Genomic DNA, 15,974 nt, shown 5'->3' on the forward strand with positions numbered 1-15,974 from the left:
GACGTGTTCGAATACATCGAGATGTTCTACAACCCGACACGCAAGCACACCAACAACGGTATGCTGTCGCCGGTTAACTATGAAATCAAACAGAAGAAGATGAACGAGGCAGGCGTCTAGGAAACTAGGGGCACCTCAAACACTACCTTTGGCGTGCCGTCGATCACGAAGTCGAGGTTCTGGAAGCCGTCGCCACTAAGCGTAGAAACAAAGTTGCGGCATTGAAATTTCTAAAGAAACTGATGAAGCGACATGGAAAAGTCGAAGAAGTAGTTACAGATCGCTTGGCGTCTTACCGTGCCGCGTTGAGAGACCTGGGAATGCAAGTCAGACAACGAACTGGGAGATGGCTCAACAACCGCGTCGAAAACTCACATCTTCCATCCCGACGAAGAGAACGAGCAATGCAACGTTTCTGGCGGATGCGAAGTTTACAGAGATTCGCTTCTGTCCATTCTTCCTTCTACAACCATTTCAACCATGAAAGATCAGTCAGCAGCAGAGAAACATTCAAACTGACACGCGCCGCCGCTCTTGCCGAGTGGCGTCAGCTTTGTTTCGCATAGGATCGCGCGTGTCTCAGCACGGTCCTCGACGATTACAACCGCTACATCGTCTCCTGGAAGCTCTGCAAGAACATGCGGGCAGAAGATGTGACGGATTGCTGGACCTCGCATTGCAGGCTTCTGGCTGCGACAAAGTTCACGTCGTCCACAAGCCACGCCTGCTTAACGACAATGGATCCAGTTACGTCTCAGGGGATTTGGCTGAGTGGTTGCAGGACAAGGGGATGAAACACACGCGCGGTGCGCCGTATCATCCGCAAACCCAAGGCAAGATCGGGCGTTGGCATCAAACACTGAAAAACCGCAACTTGCTGGAAAACTACTTCCTGCCCGGGGATCTCGAAGCTCAGATTGAAGCCTTCGTCGATCACTACAACAACCAGCGCTACCACGATAGCATCAACAACGTCACTCCCGCTGACGTCTACTTCGGGCGTGATAAAGCCATTCTAAAGCAACGGGAAAGGATCAAACGGAAGACGCTCGAAACGCGCCGCTTGCATTACAGACAACTCGCCGCATAATCAAACCAACCAGATGAGCCAGACTCTCTCTCTTACGTCAGGCCGCCATTGGTTCCAATAACTCTGACGACACACACTTTGGTAGCATCAATTGGGGGTGTTTTGAGCCTGTGCCAAAAAGGAGGCCTTTTGATGCGCCATGCAACTATTGTCTAAACCACAGCGTCATCATTCTTCCATTTTTCGACGTAGTCAGTTTGATATACTTTGGACCCCGAGGCCATTTTCTTGAGTGGCTTTCGCACCGCATAATTCAGTATCAAGGGAGAGTTCTTCGGCAAATCGCCTTTAATTCGAGGTCGTTTACCAGTCTCATTGGGGTTGGTCGTGCTTGCTACATGCTTCGCGAAATTAGGTAGCAGAGGTTGCAGTGTAAGATGCAGCACTTCATACCCCATCGCTTTTTCCCAGAACCCATACACCATCTCAGGGCTAATTTGGTAAAATGAATGATTGATCCAATTATTGCATGGGGAATGCCCGATCAATGTACCGCCAGGTTTCAACATACGGTGGATGTTGCGATATGCTTTTGGTAGTTCGAAAATGTGTTCGCAAGTGCCCCCATCATAGATAACATCAAAACGGTGCTTTAACTTCTTGTCCAGTTTACCACTTAGGTCCTGAACGATGCTGGCCCCTTAGAATGAAGATATATCCATTGAATCCACGTTGTCGAAACCCAACATGCGAAAGAAATTTTCTGAGTAGCCATCGTTAGGGTTCTTCAGATCTTCTTCTTGAACGCCCGGCATATAGTTTTCTAAGGTATCTTTGAGCAACTACGCAGCAACACCTTTTCGAGTTCCTAGCCAACCCTGACGCCCCAGCATAAGCATATCACCAGAAAGGCTGTGATGTTTGACTGTTTCAATCAGCCGCGCAATTAAAGTGTCAGGAAGAGACATGGACGTTGCCTTGCTAGTGGACGTCAAAAAAGGTTAGCAACAAAGGGAGCGAACTAGCAATAGTACCGTTTTCCAAGGACCACGGTTTGTTGAACCACTCACTGAACCAGACATTGGTACTCCTGCGTCGGAGGTCCGTTCAGTCGGCGGAGCGGTCGTTCGCTTACAATATTTAGACTGGCCGCTTCCGGATGTTTTTTAGGACCAGAGCCTAAGCGACGGCAGCTTATTCAAATATTTTTGGTCCGTTTTCCAACATGAAGAACGGTTCCTTATTGGGTAGGTGCGGCCCTAGCCGCCCGTGCCGATTAGTTCTGCGATGATGGCCTTGGCACTGTCCGATGACCAGTCCGCATCCCCTCGCAACCGGGCTATTTCGCGCCCTTCACGATCAATTAGCACTGTGATGGGAAGGCCGAAGATGCCCATTTGCGCTGCCAGTTTTTGCTTTGGGTCCTGATGGCGTGGCAGGTTGTCGATGCCCGTGTCCTTGAAGAATTTGACGATCCCGGCAGGTGAGTTGCGCCCGGTGGCGATGGTTACCACTTCAAAATCATCACCGCCAAACTCGGTCTGTAACTCGGACAGCATTGGCATCTCGTGCCGACATGGCGCACACCACGTCGCCCAGAAGTTCACCAGAATGTATTTCCCCTGAAATTCTTCCAGCGTGATCTGACCTGCATCATCGGCCAGATCAAAGGCGACGTTGGACACAGCCTCAGGGGTGTCATGAAAGATCAACTTGCGCATATCTCCGTCGCGCAGGGCCGCTGCGGCTGAAGTGTCAGCATGCCCGGGAATTGCGCCCAAGCTCAGGGCCATGTAGAGGGCGGCAGCAACCAGTTGTTTCATCTTCTTACCTCTCATAGGCCACACGTCATGACCGATAAAACTGCAAACACCATGTGGGGCGGACGCTTTGCCGCTGGACCGGACGCGATCATGGAAGCAATTAATGCCTCGATCGGGTTTGACCAGCGTATGGCGTCCCAGGATATTGCAGGCTCGCGTGCCCATGCCGCCATGTTGGGCGCCACAAGCATACTGAGCAATAAGGATGTGGAGGCCATACGGGAAGGCCTGCTCACGGTCTTGTCAGAGATCGAAGGCGGCACGTTTGAATTCTCGACCGCTTTGGAGGACATCCACATGAACGTGGAGGCGCGGCTGAAAGAGGTCATTGGCGAACCTGCGGGGCGTTTGCACACAGGCCGTTCGCGAAATGATCAGGTGGCAACAGATTTCAAACTCTGGGTGCGCGACCAGCTTGATGCAGCGGAAGGGGCGCTTTTGTCCTTGATCAACGCCCTTCTGGAACAGGCCGAGGCGGGCGCGGATTGGGTCATGCCCGGCTTTACGCATTTGCAAACCGCACAGCCGGTAACATGGGGCCATCACATGATGGCCTATGTCGAAATGTTTGGCCGCGATCTGTCCCGCGTACGGGATGCGCGGGCGCGGATGAATGAATCGCCCCTTGGTGCGGCCGCTTTGGCGGGCACGTCCTTTCCCATCGATCGGCATATGACAGCACAGGCGCTTGGCTTTGACCGCCCCGCTGCCAATTCCCTCGACGCGGTCAGTGATCGTGACTTTGCCCTTGAATTTCTCGGGCTTGCCAGCATCTGTGCGATGCACCTGTCCCGCTTTGCCGAAGAGCTTGTGATCTGGTCGTCTGCGCAGTTCCGTTTTGTCACGCTGTCGGATCGGTTTTCCACCGGGTCTTCCATTATGCCGCAGAAAAAGAACCCGGACGCCGCCGAATTGATCCGCGCCAAGGTGGGCCGCATCTTTGGCGCAAATACGGGTCTGATGATGGTGATGAAAGGTCTGCCGCTGACCTATTCCAAGGACATGCAGGAAGATAAGGAACAGGTCTTTGACGCGGCAGACAACTGGATGCTGGCGCTGGCAGCGATGGACGGAATGGTGCGGGATATGACGGCGAACCGGGACAGTCTGGCGGCTGCGGCCGGATCAGGATTTTCCACGGCGACCGATCTTGCCGACTGGCTTGTGCGCGTGTTGGGCCTGCCGTTTCGCGACGCGCACCACATCACTGGAAGCCTTGTGGCACTGGCCGAAGCCGAAGGTTGCGACCTGCCTGACCTCACTCTGGAACAGATGAAATCCGCTCACGCTGACATCACAAACGACGTCTTCGAAGTTTTGGGCGTGGAAAATTCCGTTGCATCGCGTACATCTTATGGGGGGACGGCGCCGACTCAAGTGCGTGCGCAGATCGCCCGCTGGAAGGAGATGTTGTCATGAAACGTGCCCTGTGCCTGATTGCGATGCTTGCCCTCGCTGCATGTGGTGTCGATGGCGAACCCGAACAGCCTGTTTACACTGACATTGGTATCGCCATCGGATCGGGCGGGCATGTTGGTGGTTCGATTGGAGTGTCGCGCGGCCCACTTTCAGTCGGTGTGGGCATCTTCTGATCTGATGGCCCCGATCCGTATGATCTACCTCGCCCTCGCGATCTGGGGATCGATCCATCCGATGTATTACTTCATCTCGTGGTTCAACGGAAATGGCTATGACATAATGGCTATGGTCGATGCGTGGCACGTGAATGACGCTGCGAGTGGGCTGGTCTGGGATTTGACGATCGCCGCAGTGGCCTTGACGGTTTTCATCCTTTCCGAGGTTGCAGTGCGGCGCAATTGGCTCGCGCTCATCGCGATCCCGGCAACCTTCTGCATCGGTGTCAGCTGCGGCTTGCCGCTTTACCTTTTCCTGCGCTCGCGCCCTGTCGCTTAAAACTTTCACCGATTTGGAAACAATGGCGCCCAATTGTTGCCATTTTCGCGTGTCACGATTCAGCGCAAAGCAAAGTTTCGGATCAAAACGCGGGGCAACGTGATGACAGATACAGGCATTCAAGCGCCAAAAGGCGCACTTCTGGACGCGCCGGGCAAGGCCAAAAAAGCAGAGGCGTCTTTGATCGCTCAAGTGGCGAAGGCACACGGTATCAGCCCGCTGCGCCAGATGCGCGAGATTTTCTCGATGCGCCGGGGTGCACAGAAGCTGAGTGGCCCGGAATATTATTCGCTGCGTTTGTTCGATCCCTCCAAGAGCATCGAGGATAAGCGCGCTTTTCTTGGTCAGGCGGGCGTGAACGCCCTCAACACGTCCATGAACCCGCCCGTGGCTGTGCCAACGCGTGCCTTCGTTGGCAACAAGCTGCTTTACACACAACTTTTGACGCAACTGGGTATTCCCACCGCGCGGACGCAGGCCCTTGTCAGTGCCTTTCGGCATGCAGGCGCGTTACCTGTGTTGCGCGATGCTGAGGCTGTCGCCGGTTTCCTGCGCACCGACGCGACATATCCCCTCTTTGGCAAACCGCATCATGGCTCACTCTCCGAAGGTTCAGTGCGCATCAAGGCGCGCGACGGAGACATCCTGCGCCTTGGCAATGGCTCCCAGAAGGACATCGATGCGTTTGCCGCTGAAGTCATGGATCGCTATCCTGGCGGATTCCTGTTTCAGGATGCCCTGACACCCCATCCCGACATGGCTCGGATCGCCGGGCCTTCCATTGGCTGCGTGCGTGTCGTGACGGTGAATGACGGAGCCGGGCCGAAACCGGCCTATGCGGTTTGGAAAATGCCCGCACCCGACGCGATGTCGGACAATTTCTGGCAGGCGGGTAGCTTGCTGGCCCTTCTTGATCTCAGCACTGGCGAAGTGTTGTCCTGCATTCGTGGCACTGGCCTCGGGGCCGAGGCACTGTCGATGCATCCGACGTCAGGCGAACAAGTCGTAGGGAAAATGCTGCCCCATTGGGAAGAAACCCTGAAAGTCGCTCAGGACGCCCATGCGGTGTTCCCTGAATTCGGCATCTGCGGCTTTGACATCGCGGTGACTGCAGACGGCGCACACATTGTGGAATGCAACGACAACCCCTCCCACATGCTTTACCAAATTGCCGCCGGGCGCGGGGTCGCTAACACGTATCTTGCCCCCGTCTGGCAGGCTGTGGCGGAACGTCAGACCAAACAAGTGAGCAAGTTAAACGCCGCACGGAGGGCAAAATGATGCTGGCAACCGCTGACAAAGTCCTGCTGGCGGCACCCAAGGACCCACGCCCGGCAGCAGCCGAAACAATGGTCGCTGTCGCGCGTAGCTGTGGGATCGGCCCGTTTGGTCAGATGCGTGAAATGGCGGCCCTGCGTTGGGGGCCCGGCAAACTGGCCAGTCACGAATACTTTTCGACCGGCGCGTACGACACCAAGCTCAGCAAGGCAGAAAAGCGGGCCTATGTAGGCAAGATCGGCAGCTACGAATTAAATCTGGCCGCCTCGCCCTTGAAGTTGACGGGCACGCGGGCCTTTGTGCGCGACAAGGTGATGTATACAGCGCTGTTGAACCAGTTGGGCCTTGAGACGACGCAGACCCAAGCCGTGGTGCATGCCGATCGCCTGTTCGGCAACATCCCGACTTTGCGCAGCCCAAGCGAGGTTGAAACCTTCCTGCGTGAAACCGCGAAATACCCACTCTTTGCAAAACCCTGCGAAGGTGCGGCCAGCGTCGGTTCGGCCCTTATCGAAGCCCGCGACGGCGACTTGCTGAAACTCGGGAACGGACGCCAGGCCGATGTGGCCAGCTTTGCCCACGAAATTATAGAAGACTACCCCGAAGGCTTCATCTTGCAATCGGCCATCATTCAGCACCCCGATATGGTTGCCATGACCGGCGCTTCTGTTGGTACGCTGCGCGTGGTGACCTTGCGGGACGAAAGTGGCATCGCGCCGCTTTATACTGTCTGGAAAGTCCCTTCGCCCAAGGCAATGTCGGACAACTTCTGGCAATCCGGCAGCATGGTTGCGCTGATCGACGATGACACCGGGTGCGTGCGCAAGTGTAATATCGGGTCCGGTCCTGCGGCGCAGTGGATTGAAAAGCATCCCACCTCGGGTCTCGCCTTTGAGGGCTATCAGATCCCGCATTGGGGCAAGGTGATCGATGCGGCCTGCGCGGGTCACGGCCTGTTCCCCGAATTTGGCATCGTCGGATGGGACATCGCAGTTGGTCCCGACGGTCCGGTGATTATCGAATGCAACGATAACCCCTACCATGTGCTTTGGCAGCTGGCGGCGGGTGAAGGTATTCGCAACGACCACTTCCTGCCTCGGTTCAAGGCGGCAGCAGCCCGCTCGGACGCCATTCTGCGGGGTAAGGTTGCGACATTCCAGGCGCGTCAGGCGGCCAAATCCGCCAAGAGCTGATTGAACAACCCTTTAGCGGCCGTTATTGGCCGGTACATGGATCATTTTCTTTACCGTGACGGCGCTTTGCACGCCGAAGACGTCCCCATAGCCCAGATTGCGGCTGAGGTTGGTACGCCGTTCTACGTCTATTCGACAGCTACATTGCTGCGCCACTTTCAGGTGCTGGATGAGGCGCTGGACGGCATGGACCATCTGGTCTGCTATGCCATGAAAGCAGCAAGCAATCAGGCGATCCTCAAAACACTCGCGCAGGCGGGCGCAGGTATGGACGTGGTCTCTGGCGGCGAATATCTGCGCGCCAAAGCTGCCGGCGTGCCGGGCGACAAGATCGTGTTCTCGGGCGTGGGTAAGACAGCCGACGAGATCCGCATGGCTCTGACCGGTGGTATCCGCCAGTTCAACGTCGAATCTGAACCCGAGATGGAGGTGCTAAACCAAGTCGCGGGCGACGTGGGCGCCATTGCCCCGATCACCATCCGTGTAAACCCGGATGTAGACGCCAAGACCCATGCAAAAATCGCGACGGGAAAATCGGAAAACAAATTCGGCATCCCCATCGCACGGGCCCGGGAAGTTTATGCCGTGGCGGCAGCGTTGCCCAACCTCGAGGTGATCGGGATAGACGTTCACATCGGATCGCAACTGACCGATCTGGCGCCATTTGAATCGGCCTACCAGAAGGTGGCGGAATTGACGGAAATCCTGCGTGCGGATGGACATACCATCCGGCGCCTCGATTTGGGCGGGGGCCTAGGCATTCCTTATGCACGCAGCAATGAGGCACCGCCGCTACCCCGCGAATATGGCGAGCTGATCAAACGCACTGTCGGACATCTCGGCTGCGAAATCGAAATCGAACCGGGTCGTCTGATCGCTGGAAATTCCGGCTGCATGGTGAGTGAAGTCATCTACGTCAAGTCCGGCGAAGGACGCGATTTCCTGATCCTCGATGGCGCAATGAACGACCTGATCCGCCCCGCCATGTACGAGGCGCACCACGACATTGTACCTGTGATCGAGCCCGTGCCCGGCGTCGAACAGTTGCCATACGACATCGTTGGACCGGTTTGCGAATCTGGGGACACGTTTGCAAAGCAGCGGATGATGCCACCTTTGGCGGCAAAAGATCTCGTCGCCTTCCGTTCAGCGGGTGCATATGGCGCGGTAATGAGCAGCGAATACAACACCAGACCCCTGATTCCAGAGGTTTTGGTGAAAGGTGATCAATACGCGGTGATCCGCCGGCGTCCGACCTTTGACGAAATGATAAATCGCGATAGCATTCCCTCGTGGCTGTAGCTGTGCTCAAAGTCATCTGGCTTTGAGTGCGTCACATCCTATGTAAAGGGTCAGGTGCAAACTGCGCCGCGCCACCGGCAAAGGACGCGAGATATGTCGAGCTTTTCCAGAAATGACGTGCGCCGCGGGCTGAGTGCCTTGCGCTGGCCGCTATTCTGGACGCGCGCGGGCATGTTTGCCGAAAGCTTTTGGCGCGCCACATGGCCGTTCGCCACTGTGGTGCTGCTGGTTCTTGCCGCTCTGATGCTGGGCCTTCAGGACAGCGTTGTCGTTGAAGTTGTCTGGGGCATCGCAGTCGTTTCGGCCCTCGCGGCTCTGGGTGCACTGATCTACGCAATCGCCCGGTTCCGCCTGCCGACACGTGAGGCGGCGCTAGTGCGGCTTGACGAAACTCTGCCCGGGCGACCCATTCAAGCGCTGATGGACACCCAAGCCATCGGTGACGACGATTCCGCCTCAAGCGCTGTTTGGCGCGCGCACCAGGCTCGGATGGCTGAGCGCGCTGCTACAGCCACTGCCGTGCCCGCCGACTTGCGCATAGCGCGCCGTGACCCTTATGCGCTGCGCTATGTGGCGGTTCTGATTTTTGCCGTTGCGCTGATCTTTGGTTCTATCTGGCGCGTTGGTTCTGTCACAAACATGACACCCGGTGCTGGGGATGGCCTGGCCTCTGGGCCCGTTTGGGAGGGCTGGGCCGAAAGTCCGCGCTATACCAATCGGCCGACCATCTATCTGAACGACATCCCGGAAGGGGTGCTGGACCTGCCAGCAGGTAGTCTGATCACCTTGCGCCTTTACGGAGAAGTGGGCGCATTGACTGTGGCCGAAACCGTTTCGGGCCGCATCGGGGAGTTGCCCCCGGCCTCTGCGGCCGAACAGGATTTTACCGTGCGCCAATCCGGCGACATCACGATTTCAGGCCCCGGTGGGCGCACATGGAGCGTTGCCATCGTTCCGGATCGGGCGCCCAGCATCGCTATCCTGAACGAACCGGACTCTGACGCAATGGGCGAGATGTCATTGCCCTATCAGGCAGCTGACGACTATGGCGTCGAGGCGGGCGAGGCGCGCTTTGCCCTCGACCTGCCATCCGTTGATCGCCGTCACGGGCTTGCCATCGACCCCGATCGGCGCCCTGAACTGACTGTATCGTTGCCGATGCCGATTGCCGGGGACCGCACGCAGTTTGAGGAAAGCCTTGTCGAGGATTTCTCCGAACACCCTTTTGCCAATTTGCCAGTGACCGTAACGCTGAGCGCATTGGATGCGGCCGAACAACAGGCTGAAACTGCACCACGCCAGATCATCCTTCCGGGGCGTCGCTTCTTTGACCCGCTGGCGGCCAGCATCATTGAACAGCGCCGGGACCTGCTGTGGGCCAAGCAAAATGCCACCCGCATTGCCCAGATCATGCGCGCTGTCGCGCACCGCCCGGACGAGGTGTTTCGCAAGCAAGTGGACGAATTGCGCCTAAGCCGTGTGATCAAGCGCCTCGAGACGCTGGCGCGCTACGGGCTGACAGATGAACAGCAAACCGAAATCGCGCGGGACATGTGGGACCTCGCGCTTGGGATCGAAGAAGGGGACCTCTCCAGTGCCCTCGAACGGCTCCGGCAGGCCAAGGAACGGCTGAACCAGGCGATGCGGGATGGAGCGAGCCAGGCTGAAATCGAAGAGTTGATGCGCGAATTGCGCCGCGCCACGGATGACTATATGCGCCAGCTGTCGCGTCAGGCAGAGCTGGATGACGAGTCCAATGAAGAAAACGGCGGCCAACAAAACAGCCAGAACCAGATGCAGATGAATCAGGACGATCTGCAACGGATGATGGACCGCATTCAGGAGCTGATGGAACAGGGCCGTATGGCAGAAGCCGAACAGGCGCTGCAGGAACTGCAGGAAATGCTGGAAAACATGCGCGTCACCCAAGGTGAAGGGCAGGGCGGTCAGTCTCCGGGCGAACAGGCGATGGAAGGTTTGGCCGAGACCTTGCGTGAACAGCAGGGCCTGTCTGATCAAGCCTTCCGCGATCTGCAAGAACAATTCAACCCGAACGCGCAAGCCGGTGAAAGCCAAGGCAATGAGGGTCGCGACGGTGGGCAAGGCCAGGGACAACAGCACAGTCAGGGCGGCGATGGTCAGGGCGAACAAAGCACGGATGAAGGCGGTGGCGATGGCAGTGACCAAAATGCCGGCGAAGGACAAGAAGGTTCGCTCGCTGATCGCCAACAAGCGCTGCGCGATGAACTGCGCCGACAGCAGGGCAGCCTGCCGGGTGCCGGTACACCCGAAGGCGATGCGGCGCGTGATGCACTGGATCGCGCCGGACGCGCGATGGACGGAGCCGAAGAGGCGCTGCGTCAGGATGACTTTGCTAGGGCCATCGATAACCAGTCGCAAGCCATGGAAGCGCTGCGCGAAGGCATGCGCGCGCTGGGCGAAGCGATGCAGCAAGAGGCCCAGAATGGGCAGCAGGGGCAAGGGATGGCAGATGCAGACCGCCGTGCTGATGCCCGCGATCCGCTTGGGCGCGAACCTGGCTCAAACGGCTCTGTTGGTACCGAAGAGGGACTGTTGCAGGGAGAAGACGTCTATCGCCGTGCCCGTGATCTGCTGGATGAAATCCGGCGACGTTCGGGTGAAGGAGAGCGCCCGGACGTGGAGCTGGACTACCTGCAACGGTTGCTTGATCGTTTCTAAACTCCGGCGAGGAGCGGCTGCGCGCGTGGAGGCCCAGAACCTATCGTAGCCTCAGGCGATCGATTAAGGCCTTTCGAGAAGGCCTTGCGCGGTCTTATTCTTCCTGCGCCGAAGCGACATCATCCAGCCAAGTCAGCGTCATTGTTACCTTCTCATCGAGCCAGGTACGCCCGGAATCCACCAGTGCAACGTAGTCGCTCAGGTACGGGTTTGCCTGCGGTACAGCATCCGCGATTTGCGGCGCCGTCACATAGATGGCCCCCAGTATCACGGCCAACAGGATCATCAGCGTAAAGCCACGGCGGAATCCGGACTTGGCAGGAGGGGCGACAGGCGCAGAATGGGCGTCACTTGACTCGTTGGTCACACCTGACTGGCGGTCGCTGGACGAACGCAGGGTGGAATTGATCTCTTCGATATCAGGCAACAAATCGCGGCGGGATCCCAGGGCTGCCGCCGTCGCGGCTGCTTCGCTGACGGCGCTTTCAGGGGGCTCTTCACCACGCATCTTGGCCATGCGTGCCTGTGTTTCGTGACTGCGTTTGTCACTCTCCGCGTCCTGCAAGCCCAAATCAGGTTGGCTTTCAAGCGCCTCTCCGGCGCGGGCCTGTGCCTCGTGCTCGGCCTCCTGACGCAGGATATCGGCAACAGAGGTATCCAGTTCGCGGCGTTCCGGTATTGGGGGCGCAGCAACGCGCTCTTCCCCTTCCACTGGTTCATCATCGACTTTGGCCGGGTCTTCAGACAGGTCTTCGGACAAGTCATCAGGGGGCTCGGACGTATAGGTCTCTTCGACCTCTTCGAGCATGTGATCGGGGTGATCCTGAAACCATGTCTGCCCGCAATTGGAACATTGCACGTCACGGCCTTCTTCGGGGATTACGTCATCCACGACCTCATATTGCGCATCGCAATTAGGACAAACTAGCCGCATTTATGCCTCTGCTCTCTTTTATTTTCTTCACCATATGTTGTGTGGCCTCGTCAGAAAAGTAATATTTGCAACTCATCCTGTCTGCTATTCAATTGAATCCCGCATGATGCTGAGGCACAACAGGCGCGTTGGGTCGGGGGCACGCGTGATTGAGCTAGAAAATGTTGCGTATAGTTATGGCGGGGGCGAGTTGTTGTCCGATATTTCCGTCAAACTCGCGCCCGGATCATTTCACTTTCTGACAGGACCGTCGGGGGCGGGGAAAACGACGCTGCTCAAGCTGTGTTACGGCGCGCTTTTGCCTTCTGCGGGCTATATCCGGCTGTTTCAGACCGATGTACGGTCGCTGGAAAGGGATGATGTGGCCAAGCTTCGGCGCAGGATCGGGGTTGTTCACCAGAACGTACAGTTTCTCGACCATTTATCTCTGACCGACAACGTCGCCTTGCCGCTTACAGTTTCGGGACGGCACAGCGAGGCTGCGGGCGGCGATTTGCCTGAACTGATGAACTGGGTAGGCCTCACCAACCGCGCCGATGCCTTGCCTCCGGAATTGTCAGGCGGTGAACGCCAGCGCGCTGCCCTTGCGCGCGCGGTGATCATGTCGCCTGACATCGTGCTGGCCGATGAGCCCACCGGCAACATTGACTGGGAGATGTCCCAACGTCTGCTGACGCTCTTGGTCGAGCTCAACCGCATGGGCAAAACCTTATTGATCGCCACTCACGACCTAAGCCTTATCCGGGCGGCCAAGGCACAGGTGCAGGCGCGTGTGTTGCGCATTTCGAACCGGCGGGTACAACTGGCGGGGGCGGATCTGTGAAATTCAATCTTGCCAGTCTGCGCGGTCTTATTGCCGGAGATCAATATGCGGCGCGCGTTGTGCCGCCCTCGGGGTTCACCGCGCAACTGACACTGTTTGCCTCGGGCGCTATGGCCTTTCTGGCTGTATTCGCGCTGGCCTTGTCGCTGGCCAGTGGACGGCTTGCGCAGCGTTGGGGGGATGAGCTGGCAGGCACTGCCACGATCCGCATCGTGGCTCCTCAGGATCAACGAGCCGAACAGTCAGCGGCGGCCCTGACCGTTTTGGAAACAACACCGGGCGTCGCCAGCGCGCGCGCATTATCGGACGCCGAACAGCAAGCGCTTCTGGCGCCATGGTTCGGCTCTGACTTGCCGCTGGACACCTTGCCTGTCCCCCGTCTCATTGAGATTTTCACGACAGGGCGAGGGTTTGACGCCACTGGCTTACGCCTGCGACTGGCAGCCGAGGTGCCGGGCGCTGTGCTGGACGATCACGGGCGCTGGCGCGCGCCGCTGGTTGCAGCGGCTCAACGCTTGCGGTTTCTCGGCTGGCTCGCTGCCGGGCTGATTCTCGCGGCCGTCGCCGCGATGGTCACCCTTGCGGCCAACGCTGCATTGGCCGCCAACGCTCAGGTCGTTGCCGTGCTGCGCCTTGTCGGGGCGACTGACCGCTACATCGCCCAGGCCTTCGTGCGCCGCTTTACGTGGCGTGCGTTGGTGGGATCGACGGTCGGCGTCCTGTTGGGACTCGCCGCGGTTTGGCTCCTGCACACAGGTGGCGACGTTCCCAGTTTCCTCACTGGCATTGGTTTCGAAGGGGTGGGTTGGCTGGTACCTCTGGCCCTGCCACTGGTCTGCGCCCTTGTGGCATTGGCAGCGACTGCAGTGGCCGCGGGCCGTGCGCTTAAGGTTTTGTCATGATGCAAATGATCCGTTCCTACCTATTCATCGCGCAAATGTACGTCATGATGCTGGTTATCGGCCTCGTGTTTTTCCCTTACGCGCTGGTCAACAAAGAAGGCGCGCGGCTTTGCTGCAAAACTTATAGCCGGTGGGTGTTCTGGACCATGGGTTGGATGGTTGGCATCCGGCATGAGGTGCGAGGCGAGGTGCCACAGGGCGAAGTGCTGGTTGCTGCCAAACACCAGTCTTTCCTCGACATCATGATGATTTTTACGGCCCTGCCCAAAGCAAAGTTCATCATGAAACGCGATATCCTGTGGACACCAATCATTGGCTTCTACGCCAAGATGCTCGACTGCGTACCAGTTGAGCGGGGCAAGCGGGGGGCTGCGATTGCCAAGATGGTGGCGGACGTGCAAGCCGGGCGCTCTGATCCGGGCCAACTGATCATCTATTCCCAAGGAACCCGCGTCGCACCTGGAGCCAAGGTGCCTTACAAGGTGGGCACCCACGTTCTTTATGAACAACTCGACCAACCTTGTGTTCCTGTGGCCACCAATGTCGGTGTGTTCTGGCCGCGCAAGGGGATGTGGCGCAAGCCGGGCCTTGCCGTCGTTGAGTTCCTGCCCGTGATTGAAACGGGGTTGGGAAAAGATGCATTTCTGGCCCGGCTTGAAGATGAGGTTGAGACGCGTTCCAACGAACTGATGGTTGAGGGAGGATTTGATCCGGATGGAGTTCATTGACACGGTCGAGGGGCTCGAGGCGCTTTATGGAACTCCTGGCGCTGCGTCTTTGCGCAAGGTTGCCGATCACCTGACCCCTCTTTACGCCAAGTGGATCGAACGTTCCCGGTTCGTCGTGCTCACAACAGTAGGTTCTGGCGGCACAGACGGGAGCCCGCGTGGGGACGATGGCGCTGTGGTGACGGCGCTTGATGCACGCACGCTGGCGATGCCGGACTGGCGCGGCAATCAACGGCTGGACTCACTGCGTAATATCGTCGAGGACGGACGGGTGTCGCTGATGTTCATGGTGCCGGGGTCCAACACGGTGGTGCGGGTGAACGGGCAGGCGCGCCTGACAGCGGACGCCAATTTGCGCGCCCGGTTCGAACACAAGGGACGTCAGCCCGCAACGGTGATCGTGGTAACTGTGGGCGAGGTCTACACCCAATGTGCGCGCGCTGCGATGCGAGCGGGTCTTTGGTCACGCAATGATGCAGAGGGTTTGCCAACGCCGGGTGAAATACTGGCGGAAGTGTCAGGGGGCGAAGAGGGCGGTGCAACCTATGACGCCGAATGGCCCGAACGCGCGGCCCGGACCATGTGGTAGCCGTCAATGCTGACGAGCTGGGTAGTGCGGAGCGTTGAACCAACGCTCCGCACTCTTTTCTAAGCTTAAGGCAGCAGAACCTTGTCGATCACGTGGATCACGCCGTTAGTTGCAAAGATGTCAGCGGCTGTAACGTTGGCATCATTGACTTTCACGCCTGTGCCGAGTTTGCCAGCCTGACCGTTAACGTCCACTGTCGCACCGTTGACTGTGGCAACGTTTTGGCGTGTGCCCAGCACATCGCCGGCTGTGACCTGACCGGGCACAACGTGATACGTCAGAATGCTGGTCAGAGTGTCTTTGTTTTCAGGCAGCAGCAGGCTGTCCAGTGTGCCGGCTGGCAGAGCGGCAAAGGCTGCGTTGGTTGGCGCGAAGACGGTGAACGGGCCGTCGCTTTTCAGAGTGTCAACGAGGCCAGCCGCTTGAACGGCTGCTACAAGTGTCGAGAAATCGGGATTGCCTGCCGCAATATCGACGATGTCGTCGCCCTGCGGCTGTGCGCAAGCGGTCAAAGCCAGAAGGGCGGCAGCGCCCCCAAGAAGTTTCATAGAAGTGCGACGTTTCATCGGTCGTGTCCTTTCAAAAATTCAATGCGGGCCAGAACCCAGGGCTACAGGTCGCAAAACAAAGGGTTTTTGGCGAAAAAAGATACAAGTTGTCTCGCCGAGTACCCACGACCGCGGGTTATCGGCAGAAACTCTCTTCCCTCACGGCTTGCAATCGGCGATGAGTCGCCATCCACGCAAACTGAGCTGTTC

Annotated in this window: 16 protein-coding genes and 2 pseudogenes; 14 read left to right on the top strand and 4 right to left on the bottom strand. The window is 58.0% G+C overall.

Annotated features, from left to right (window positions below):
• The 3 genes and pseudogenes from ABJD00_RS22370 to ABJD00_RS22380 form a co-directional block, all read left to right on the top strand.
• Positions 1-120, top strand: a 120-nt coding sequence (locus ABJD00_RS22370; RefSeq protein WP_413828751.1) for an IS3 family transposase, incomplete at its 5' end; no start/stop codon positions are given.
• Between the two features lie 20 nt (positions 121-140).
• Positions 141-566, top strand: a pseudogene (locus ABJD00_RS22375) (IS6 family transposase); the annotation flags it as partial.
• A 12-nt stretch (positions 567-578) separates the two neighbouring features.
• Positions 579-1,090, top strand: a pseudogene (locus ABJD00_RS22380) (transposase); the annotation flags it as partial.
• Between the two features lie 152 nt (positions 1,091-1,242).
• Here the strand turns inward: ABJD00_RS22380 and ABJD00_RS22385 are convergent.
• Positions 1,243-1,722, bottom strand: coding sequence for a methyltransferase domain-containing protein (locus ABJD00_RS22385; protein ID WP_413829144.1), 480 nt, complete (start codon positions 1,720-1,722; stop codon positions 1,243-1,245).
• Between the two features lie 567 nt (positions 1,723-2,289).
• Positions 2,290-2,853, bottom strand: a complete 564-nt coding sequence (locus tag ABJD00_RS22390; RefSeq protein WP_413828974.1) for a TlpA family protein disulfide reductase — start codon at positions 2,851-2,853, stop codon at positions 2,290-2,292.
• 27 nt (positions 2,854-2,880) lie between these two features.
• On the opposite strand from ABJD00_RS22390, the gene argH reads away from it, so the two are divergent.
• The 7 genes from argH to ABJD00_RS22425 all read left to right on the top strand — a co-directional run bounded on the left by argH (position 2,881) and on the right by ABJD00_RS22425 (position 11,240).
• A complete protein-coding gene (argH, locus tag ABJD00_RS22395; protein WP_413828976.1) occupies positions 2,881-4,272 on the top strand; it encodes an argininosuccinate lyase in 1,392 nt (463 codons plus the stop codon).
• On the top strand, positions 4,269-4,445 hold the full coding sequence (locus tag ABJD00_RS22400; RefSeq protein WP_413828978.1) for a hypothetical protein: 177 nt from the start codon (positions 4,269-4,271) through the stop codon (positions 4,443-4,445). Before argH ends, ABJD00_RS22400 begins: the two co-directional genes overlap by 4 nt.
• A gap of 4 nt (positions 4,446-4,449) precedes the next feature.
• Positions 4,450-4,767, top strand: coding sequence for a DUF2834 domain-containing protein (locus tag ABJD00_RS22405; RefSeq protein WP_413828980.1), 318 nt, complete (start codon positions 4,450-4,452; stop codon positions 4,765-4,767).
• Between the two features lie 102 nt (positions 4,768-4,869).
• Positions 4,870-6,048, top strand: coding sequence for a sugar-transfer associated ATP-grasp domain-containing protein (locus tag ABJD00_RS22410; protein ID WP_413828982.1), 1,179 nt, complete (start codon positions 4,870-4,872; stop codon positions 6,046-6,048).
• On the top strand, positions 6,045-7,238 hold the full coding sequence (locus ABJD00_RS22415) for a sugar-transfer associated ATP-grasp domain-containing protein (protein WP_413828984.1): 1,194 nt from the start codon (positions 6,045-6,047) through the stop codon (positions 7,236-7,238). Before ABJD00_RS22410 ends, ABJD00_RS22415 begins: the two co-directional genes overlap by 4 nt.
• A gap of 36 nt (positions 7,239-7,274) precedes the next feature.
• A complete protein-coding gene (gene lysA, locus ABJD00_RS22420; RefSeq protein WP_413828986.1) occupies positions 7,275-8,540 on the top strand; it encodes a diaminopimelate decarboxylase in 1,266 nt (421 codons plus the stop codon).
• Positions 8,541-8,633: 93 nt separating this feature from the next.
• Entirely contained in the window at positions 8,634-11,240 is a 2,607-nt protein-coding gene (locus ABJD00_RS22425; RefSeq protein WP_413828988.1) for a TIGR02302 family protein, read from the top strand.
• A 94-nt stretch (positions 11,241-11,334) separates the two neighbouring features.
• Here ABJD00_RS22425 and ABJD00_RS22430 read toward each other — a convergent pair whose 3' ends face one another.
• On the bottom strand, positions 11,335-12,174 hold the full coding sequence (locus tag ABJD00_RS22430) for a zinc-ribbon domain-containing protein (RefSeq protein WP_413828989.1): 840 nt from the start codon (positions 12,172-12,174) through the stop codon (positions 11,335-11,337).
• A gap of 145 nt (positions 12,175-12,319) precedes the next feature.
• Between ABJD00_RS22430 and ABJD00_RS22435 the strand changes: the two genes are divergently transcribed.
• From ABJD00_RS22435 to ABJD00_RS22450, 4 genes are read left to right on the top strand one after another with little or no spacing between them, the layout of a single operon-like run.
• Positions 12,320-12,997 (top strand): cell division ATP-binding protein FtsE, encoded by a 678-nt coding sequence (locus ABJD00_RS22435; protein ID WP_413828990.1) that lies wholly within the window; start codon positions 12,320-12,322, stop codon positions 12,995-12,997.
• Positions 12,994-13,899 carry a cell division protein FtsX gene (locus ABJD00_RS22440; RefSeq protein WP_413828992.1) on the top strand — a complete coding sequence of 302 codons (906 nt, stop codon included), beginning with the start codon at positions 12,994-12,996 and terminating at the stop codon, positions 13,897-13,899. The genes ABJD00_RS22435 and ABJD00_RS22440 overlap by 4 nt, the downstream gene beginning before the upstream one ends.
• Positions 13,896-14,627, top strand: a complete 732-nt coding sequence (locus tag ABJD00_RS22445; protein WP_413828994.1) for a lysophospholipid acyltransferase family protein — start codon at positions 13,896-13,898, stop codon at positions 14,625-14,627. Before ABJD00_RS22440 ends, ABJD00_RS22445 begins: the two co-directional genes overlap by 4 nt.
• Positions 14,614-15,216 carry a pyridoxamine 5'-phosphate oxidase family protein gene (locus ABJD00_RS22450; RefSeq protein ID WP_413828996.1) on the top strand — a complete coding sequence of 201 codons (603 nt, stop codon included), beginning with the start codon at positions 14,614-14,616 and terminating at the stop codon, positions 15,214-15,216. Before ABJD00_RS22445 ends, ABJD00_RS22450 begins: the two co-directional genes overlap by 14 nt.
• Positions 15,217-15,281: 65 nt before the next feature.
• Here the strand turns inward: ABJD00_RS22450 and ABJD00_RS22455 are convergent, their stop codons facing one another.
• A complete protein-coding gene (locus ABJD00_RS22455; RefSeq protein WP_413828998.1) occupies positions 15,282-15,782 on the bottom strand; it encodes a fasciclin domain-containing protein in 501 nt (166 codons plus the stop codon).
• Positions 15,783-15,974 lie beyond the last annotated feature (192 nt).

The organism is Tateyamaria sp., assembly GCF_039945315.1.
Classification (GTDB): Bacteria; Pseudomonadota; Alphaproteobacteria; order Rhodobacterales; family Rhodobacteraceae; genus Tateyamaria.